8 protein-coding genes and 1 pseudogene are annotated in these 7,522 nt (G+C 69.9%); 3 read left to right on the top strand and 6 right to left on the bottom strand.

Annotated elements, in window-relative coordinates:
* On the top strand, positions 1-286 hold a 286-nt coding region (locus KBX53_RS15725; RefSeq protein WP_210860058.1), incomplete at its 5' end, for a YnfA family protein.
* A gap of 75 nt (positions 287-361) precedes the next feature.
* Here the strand turns inward: KBX53_RS15725 and KBX53_RS37150 are convergent.
* The 3 genes and pseudogenes from KBX53_RS37150 to amcA all read right to left on the bottom strand — a co-directional run.
* Positions 362-555, bottom strand: a pseudogene (locus tag KBX53_RS37150) (radical SAM protein); the annotation flags it as partial.
* Entirely contained in the window at positions 552-899 is a 348-nt protein-coding gene (locus KBX53_RS15720; protein ID WP_030331167.1) for a hypothetical protein, read from the bottom strand. The pseudogene KBX53_RS37150 and the gene KBX53_RS15720, both read right to left, overlap by 4 nt.
* Positions 896-1,060: a multiple cyclophane-containing RiPP AmcA gene (gene amcA / locus KBX53_RS15715; protein WP_167337295.1), complete on the bottom strand. Its 165-nt coding sequence runs from the start codon at positions 1,058-1,060 to the stop codon at positions 896-898. Before amcA ends, KBX53_RS15720 begins: the two co-directional genes overlap by 4 nt.
* A 369-nt stretch (positions 1,061-1,429) precedes the next feature.
* Between amcA and KBX53_RS15710 the strand changes: the two genes are divergently transcribed.
* Entirely contained in the window at positions 1,430-2,656 is a 1,227-nt protein-coding gene (locus KBX53_RS15710) for a helix-turn-helix domain-containing protein (protein WP_030331169.1), read from the top strand.
* Between the two features lie 6 nt (positions 2,657-2,662).
* On the opposite strand, the gene KBX53_RS15705 is transcribed toward KBX53_RS15710, so the two are convergent.
* From KBX53_RS15705 to KBX53_RS15695, 3 genes are all read right to left on the bottom strand, one after another.
* Complete coding sequence (locus KBX53_RS15705) at positions 2,663-3,337, bottom strand: YdcF family protein (protein ID WP_030331171.1); 675 nt, start codon at positions 3,335-3,337, stop codon at positions 2,663-2,665.
* A gap of 155 nt (positions 3,338-3,492) precedes the next feature.
* Positions 3,493-6,147: a DUF4132 domain-containing protein gene (locus tag KBX53_RS15700; RefSeq protein WP_210860057.1), complete on the bottom strand. Its 2,655-nt coding sequence runs from the start codon at positions 6,145-6,147 to the stop codon at positions 3,493-3,495.
* Entirely contained in the window at positions 6,147-6,455 is a 309-nt protein-coding gene (locus KBX53_RS15695; protein ID WP_210860056.1) for a hypothetical protein, read from the bottom strand. The genes KBX53_RS15700 and KBX53_RS15695 overlap by 1 nt, the downstream gene beginning before the upstream one ends.
* 223 nt (positions 6,456-6,678) lie before the next feature.
* Between KBX53_RS15695 and KBX53_RS15690 the strand changes: the two genes are divergently transcribed.
* Positions 6,679-7,522 (top strand): cation:proton antiporter (locus KBX53_RS15690; protein WP_210860059.1); only part of this gene is annotated, 844 nt, incomplete at its 3' end.

Raw genomic sequence — 7,522 nt, 5'->3', positions numbered from 1 at the left:
GGCGTGGCTGATCTGGCAGGGCTGGCGCGAACACCGCGGCCTGTGGTGGATCGCCGCCGGGGTCATCGCCCTCGGCGCGTACGGATTCGTCGCCACCTTCCAACCCGACCCCAACTTCGGGCGCATCCTCGCCGCCTACGGCGGCGTGTTCGTCGCCGGATCCCTCGCCTGGGGCGTCATCGTCGACAGGTTCCGGCCCGACCGGTGGGACGTCATCGGCGCAGGCATCTGCCTCGTCGGCGTCGCCTTGATCATGTACGCGCCGCGTTCGGCAGGCGGCTCCTGATCGCCCAAAGGCGGGCTGATCGAGCGCAAGTTCACAGTCATGGAGAGCCGGCTCGTGCGTGCGCGGTAGAACGAGACCGCTGTCTTGCTGTGCGATCGACTCGGCACAAGCCTGCGCGACCGCGCCGCTCAGGCTGGGGATACTCCGGTCAGACAGGTAGCGGTAGATGCAGCCGAGGTTGCAGATGCGGTCGGCTGCACGACCAGGGTGTGGAAGCTGCCGACGATCGCCGGATGGCCGATGAAGTTGATGAGGGCAATGCCGTTCACGAGGAGGCCTCTTCGATGCTGACGGCCGTGGTGGTGTTGACGCGGTAGGCGTGGGTGCGGCGAGCGGGCCAGCCGAGGAACCGGTCGAAGATGTCGGCGGCGCTTCCCGTGACGCTCGGGCTGAGCCGGTGCAGGTCGTCGATCGCGTCGTGCAGGCAGCCGGCCAGGTAGAGGAACAGATTCATCGGCTCTTCCCGGTACTCCGCGAGGAGCGCGAGCTTCGCCGCACCGCAGGGCCACGGCTGCCCGCACCGGCGGCACAGCCACAGCGGGCGCATCGGCAGATGTTCCACCTCGGCTGGCGCGAGCCGGTTCGCCGCGAGACGGCGCTGCTGCCCGGTCATCGGCGACCGCCCTCGCGGGCCTGCTGCTCGAACAACCGACGCCACACGAAGGTGAGCAGCGGCGGATCAGCGGGCCACCCCCGCCCCTGTGAGGACGTCCACCTGGGCTCGGTGCGTCGGGACTGACCGGCCATCGCGTTGCGCGAGACGTACACCGTCATGCCGCCACCCCCGCCAGGAACGATGAGCGGCGGGCACGCCGGGGGAAAGGCGAGCCCGCCGCCGCATCACGGCGGCTGGGAGCAGGCCGCCGATCACCCACCCACGCAGCCCTCATGGCGGTACGCAGGCGGGGAGAACACCGAGACAGTTCGCTCCCGGACGGACCGAGCCAGCGGCCCAAGCCGTGGTGTGCTGCGCCGCCCATCGATCCCTCCATCTGCAGCTCCCTGTCAGCCATCCCGACACCGGCATCGACACACGCCGGTGATCCGAGGTGAACTGAACGTAGGGGCGGCCCGTGTGGAGGACCGGGAAAATCCGTACCGGGTCCGGCGGCCTTCAGCGGGCAGGGTGATGGTGTGCGAGGGATGACGGAAGACATGACCATCGGCCAGCGCGTCGCCTTTTACCGGCGTCGACGAGGGCTCTCCCAGGAGGTGCTGGCCGGTCTGGTCGGCAAGACCCAGGAATGGTTACGCAAGGTCGAGACGAACCGGGCAGACCTCGACCGGCTATCGGTCATACGCGCGATCGCCAAAGCCCTCGACGTGTCCCTCGGCGACCTGATCGGCGCACCGAGCCTGTTCGAGTGGTCGGACGACTCAGGACGCGAGACCATCCCGGCCTTGCGGGCCGCGCTCCACGACTATCGGCACCTCGCGCCGACGCTGGCCAGCACGGGGGACGTCGAAGCTCCCGCACTGCGCGAGATCGAGGACGACGTCGCCGAGATCTGGACCGCCTACCAGCACTCCCGGTACGGCACCCTCGCCCGCCGGCTGCCCTACCTCATCCACGACTGCCTCACCGCCACCGAGGTGTACGACGGAGACAACGGCCAGCGAGCGCACGCGATGACCGCCTACGCCCACCAGCTCGCCGCGTTGTTCCTCACCAAGCTCGGCGAAGGTGACCTCGCGTGGACCGCAGCCAGCCGAGGGCTGGCCGCCGCCAACGCCAGCCACGACCACGTCGTCATCGGCTCACTCAGCCGCTCTGCTGCGCACTCCCTGGCCTCCATCGGTGAATACGCCCAAGCCCGCCGCCTCGCCGCCACCGCAGCGCAGTTTCTGGAACCACGGCTCGCCAAGGCGACTCCGCAGTTGTTGTCGGTCTACGGCAGCCTGCATCTCGTCTGCGCGCTGGCCGCCGCTCGAGACGACGACCGAGCATCCGCCGACACCCACATCGCCGAGGCCGATGCCGCCGCACAGCGGCTCGGTGCCGATGGCAACCACGTGTGGACCGCGTTCGGGCCGACCAACGTGACGATCCACAAGACGACCGTGGCCATGGAACTCGGCGACGTGCAGCGCGCCATCGCCATCGGCGCCCCACTCGACACCAGCACCGTGCCCGTCGAGCGACAGGTTCGCCACGCCATCGAAACCGCCCGAGCCTTTGCCCGATGGAACCGCATCGACGACGCGCTCGCCGCGCTCCTGAACGCAGAGGTCATCGGTGCTGACCAGGTGCGCTACCACCAGCTCTCCCGCGACCTCGTCCGGGACATCCTCACCCGCCCTCGGCCGCCCCGACTGGCCGTCGAACTCAGCGACCGGATGGGCGTCCGGTCAGGAGAGCCGCGCTGGTAGCTGGGCTCATATCAGCCGGCTCGTGTAGCCGGCCGCCACCAGGCGTTCGAACGCCGTCCGCACCTCGTCCGGCATCTCCTGCGGGATCGCGAACCCGCGCTCGGCGTACACCTCGATCCGCTGCGTGTCGCCCACCAGCATGTCCACCACGCGCCGCGGGTCACCGATGCTGATTACATAGTCGTCCAGTTCGAGCGGGTTCGACGCGCACACCACATCAACCTCCGGCCACATCAACCTGCAGGTGGCGTAGGCCCGACGCTGCTGGTAGGGCCGCGACATGATCAGCACCGACCTCACCGGGATCCGGTGTTCGGTCAGGATCTGACGCGAGTACTCCAGGTTCTGGGCGGTGTTCGTCGCACGCGGCTCCACGAGAATCGCTTCCACGGGAACGCCCCGCTCGACGGCGTACTCGCGGTAGTGCACCGCCTCACCGCTCGGGAACCGCTCGACGGTCGTCGGAGCGTTCGCGCCGGTGAACACGATCCTGGGGAACAGCCCCTCGTGAAACAAGCGCGTCGCGATGACGGCCACACCGAGGTCATGACTGCCCAACCCGATTCCCACGTCGCACGGGCGCAACTCGTGGCGCATGTCGTGGTAGCTCCACAGCGTCTCCACGTCTGCCCGGATCGTGTCAGGGATCGCCCTGGCACGTGCCGCTGCGTGCTGGTTCATCAGTACCTACCATTCCCTCGTGTCGCCAGCGTAGGGGCAGCGGGGTAGCACGACCCCGCCGACTCCGGCACCAGGCCGCTGAACTCGTTCGGCCAGTGGCGAAACAACAACTGTCGCCGGGTCCTGGCGACAGCACGGCCGCTCCCGTTGGTGCCTCAGAGTTGGTGCAGGATCACCGGATCCTTGATCTTTTTGTCGGCCGCCAACAGCAACGCCTTGCTGATGATCTCGCCGAGCCGGCTGTCGCCCTCGAAGGGCAGGAACATCTCCGGCTCCTTCGCCTTCGCCGAGGCAGGAACGATGCACAGGTACCTGTCGTCCGGGGCGATCAGGATGTTGCCCGAGCCGCAGTGGATGCGGTATGTGTGCAGGTCACCGCGCACTTCGAGGAACCGGTCGGTGACCGTGCACCGGCCGGCGATCGCCAGCCGGGGAATCAGCTCGGCCAGCACCTCCCGGCGGGTCTGGGCGGTCGGGGTGAGGTCGCCGAAACTGCTCTGCGACCAGTAGTCGCGGTACCGGCCCTGGGGGCCACCGTCGTACCAGTTCGGGTCGTTGCCCACGCCGGCCGCGGCCACGAACAGGTCGACGTCGCGCATCACCTCGCTCAGCACGACCGCCGGAATCTCCTCCAGCGGCACCGGCGTGCGTTCACCCCGGGCGAACCACAGCTGGTCGGTTCCCATCGTGTCGAACACCGCGTCGTCGGCACGATCCTCGATGCCCGCGATGTTCAGCTGGGCCCGCAGACCCCAGTCGGGTAGGGCCAACCAGGGCAGGTCGTAGCTGGCGCCGTCGTTGCGGTGCTGGACGTACGACCAGCCGCGCCGGGACAGCAGCGCGTTGAGACGGTGCTGGCGCACGATGTGCGCGGCGAACCGGTTGGAGTACGTGCCGGTGGCGCGCTCCGCGTCGGTGAGCAGGTACTGCTCACGGTGCGCCTGCTTGAACGGCTGGGTGATCGTGTGCCGGCCCAGGAAGTCCCGCCAGGCCTGGACCGCGGCGGGGTCGTCGACCGGGTGCCACAGCCGTACCGTGGCGTCGCTGGCGGGCTCGACAACCCTGTCGTCCACGCTCCGCAGGGCGTCGCCGCCCCAGCAGCAGGCCACGCCGTCGACGGTCCAGATGAGACGCCGGGCCAGGGTCCGGGCCAGTGGGTGGTCCAGGAAACGCTCCCGCCACTGCTCGACGGTCCACGCCCGGTCCCGCCGCAGCAGCCCCTCCAGGCGGTCGCGGGTGGCGATCAGCGTCGCCGCGACGTCCGTGACGGTCGCCTTCAGCTCCTTCAGCTCGTCGCCGTGCTCCTTACGCACCTGCACGGGTGGGGCCTTGACCACCTTGCCGTCCGCGTTGCGCCACACCAGGACGGCGTCGATGCCGCGCACCTCCAGCTCGTACGAGCAGTCACCCAGTTTGTCCGCGAGGGGAAGGCCGAAACCGGGCAGGCCCATCTCCTCGACGTCCTCGCGGCTGACGCCGAGCGCCTCTGCCTGCTGGGTCAGGCCTTTCTCCACGATGCGCAGGGTGCTCTTGTAGGTCAGCCGCGACGCGAGCCGGGCCAGTTGCGCGAGGGCGGCGGGATGATCGGAGTCGATGAGCGCCGCGACCGCGACGTTCGCCAGTTTCGGGCTGGCCGGGCCGTGGCCCGGAATCTTGCGGGCTGCTCGTTCCGCGATCTGGCCGAGGCTGCGCAGGGTCTCCTCCGACGACGGCAGCATCGTCCGCAGCCAGACCAGGCCCCACAGCAGCCCGACGTTGTAGCGGTCGATCATCCGGGGCGGGACGTCCGCGAGGTGGCCGGGACAACACTTGGTCATGCGCAGCGGCAAGGTACGCGCCTGCCCCACGAGCGGGAGCCAATCGTCGAGCCGGGCGGTGAACTCGTCGCCGCCCACCGCGTCGAGCAGCGACCGAGCCTGCTTGCGCCAGCCCGCCGACGGCTTCGCCTTGTCCGCCTCGACCGAACAGTGGGCCAGCAGCGCCTGCCACGCGGCCCGGCGGTCCTCCGGCATCGCCTCGACGTCCGCGATCGCGCGGTCGGCCCACTGTTCGCCGACATTGGGGATCGGCCACACCCGGTCAGCCTCGTCGCTCATGTCGCGCAGCGAACGCTCGACCCGGGTCCGGCGCCAGGTCGCCAGGGCCGCCGGGTTCACCCGCCCGGCCGACGCCTCCGCCTGGATGGACTCCCAGGTGAACTGCTTGAGCTGCGTGCTCCAGTAACCGAAGCCCAACCATGCCTGACCGCCCAGCCGGTCGAGCCAGACGGCGCCGTCGAGCCTGCCGCCGGAGCGCACGGCACGGATCAGCGTGCCCCGCCCGTCGCTGTCCTCCCCCGGTACGGTCAAGGCGTCGAACACCGTCTGCCGGACCGGCGCCGGTTGCGCGGCCAGCAGTTGCGCCGCCCGGGCCCACACCTCGCGACGGGCGCGGTCCCACGGGGTCTCGGTCTGGTACGCCAGCATCGGCAGGGTTTCGACCACTGTCATCGCCGCGGCGCGACGGCGATCATGGTCCGCGTCGTGGCCGCCCAGGTCCGCCACCGCGGCGGCAAGCAGTTCACCCTGCCGGATGGCCTCCGGCAGCAGCTCGACCTGCGGCGCAGCGAGCTGGTAGGGCCCGTGCGGATCGGTGAGCGCGGCGAGCAGCGCGGGCAGCGTGCCGGCCGACACCCAGCCGAGCACCGTGGTCATCCGGCTGACGAAATCCCGCCGTCCATGCTCGTTGAGGGTGTTGTCGCTCCGCTCACACCATCCCCTGACGGTGTCGACCACGTCACGCAGTGCCAACTCCGCGTCGTGCGTGTCCATCAGCCACCCACCAGCGGGACGAGCTTGAGGAAGGTGATCCGCGACCCCGCGTGCAGGCGGACCTTCTCGTCCAGGGCTGTCACCTGCCGGTCGTCGACAAGCACGACGAACCCGTTGCGACGGAACGCGTCGAGTGCCACCTGCGTCCGCGCCTCCGCGTCGACGTCAGCACCGGACTCGGCGACCTCCAGGAATGTCCGCCGCCGGATCAACTCGTCGAGGCGTAGCGACTCCTCGAAGACCTCCACGCTCCACTCGGGTCCGCTCGGGGCTCCGGTCACTTCATCGGCGATCGTGATCATCGGCATGGCGGAGAAGGTAACGCAGCCGTCCGACACGGCGTCCGGCGAAGGTGGGGTGGAGCAGGGCGGGGCAGCCACGCACGGGAGGGGCCCCGCCCGGTCGACCAGGAAGTTCGGCTGATCAAGCGGGTAGGCTCGTCACCGCTGCGTGCTGCGCTGACCGCCCGGCACCCCGAACAATCTCGCTCGCGCCGCTCCAGGGGGACGTCACCACGTGAGCACCCACTCGATGTTGCTGTTCGTGCTCGCCGCCGTCGCGGTGATCGTCGCCGTGCGGTGGGTGGCGGCCCGCACCGGACTGCCGGCGGCGGCGCTGCTGCCGCTCATCGGCATCGCGTACGCGTTGCTCCCGGGCCCCAACGTCGGGCTGGATCCTGACCTCGTGCTCATGGTCGTGCTGCCGCCGCTGCTCTACAGCGCCGCACTGGACTCCTCGCTGCTGGACATCCGCCGCAACCTGCGCATCGTGGTCAGCCTGTCCGTGCTGCTGGTGCTTCTCACCGGCGTTCTCGTCGGCATCGGTTTCCATCTGTTCGTCGCCGGCGCGACACTTGCCGCCGGAATCGCGGTCGGCGCCGCCGTCGCGCCACCCGACCCGGTGGCCGCGCTCGCGGTGGGCCGCCGGGTCAACCTGCCACCGAAGATGGTCACGATCATCCAGGGTGAGGGGCTCCTGAACGACGCCACCGCCCTGACGATGCTCAGCGTCGCGGTGGCCGCCGCGGTGGGCGGCGAATTCTCGTTCCCGGCCGCCGTCGGCCAGTTCGTGCTGGCGGCGGTCGGCGGGGTGGCGGTGGGGGCGGCCATCGCCTGGCTGGTACGTCTGGCCCGACCGCTCACCACCGATCCGTTGCTGTCGAACGCCATCTCGCTCGCGACACCGTTCGTGGCCTACCTGGTGGGTGAGGAGCTGCGCGTCTCCGGTGTGCTCGCCGTGGTGATCGCCGGGCTGATCGTCGGCCACCAGACGCCCCAGCTCGGCTCCGGCGCCGCCCGGTTGCAGACGAGCGCCGTGTGGCGGCTTGTCGACTTCCTCCTTGAGGGCTTCGTCTTCCTGCTGATCGGCCAGCAGC

This window comes from Micromonospora sp. M51 (assembly GCF_018070305.1).
In the GTDB taxonomy this organism is placed as follows: domain Bacteria; phylum Actinomycetota; class Actinomycetes; order Mycobacteriales; family Micromonosporaceae; genus Micromonospora; species Micromonospora parva.
The sequence above is the reverse complement of the archived record's forward strand: the minus strand, read 5'-3'. Positions and strand labels throughout refer to the sequence as shown.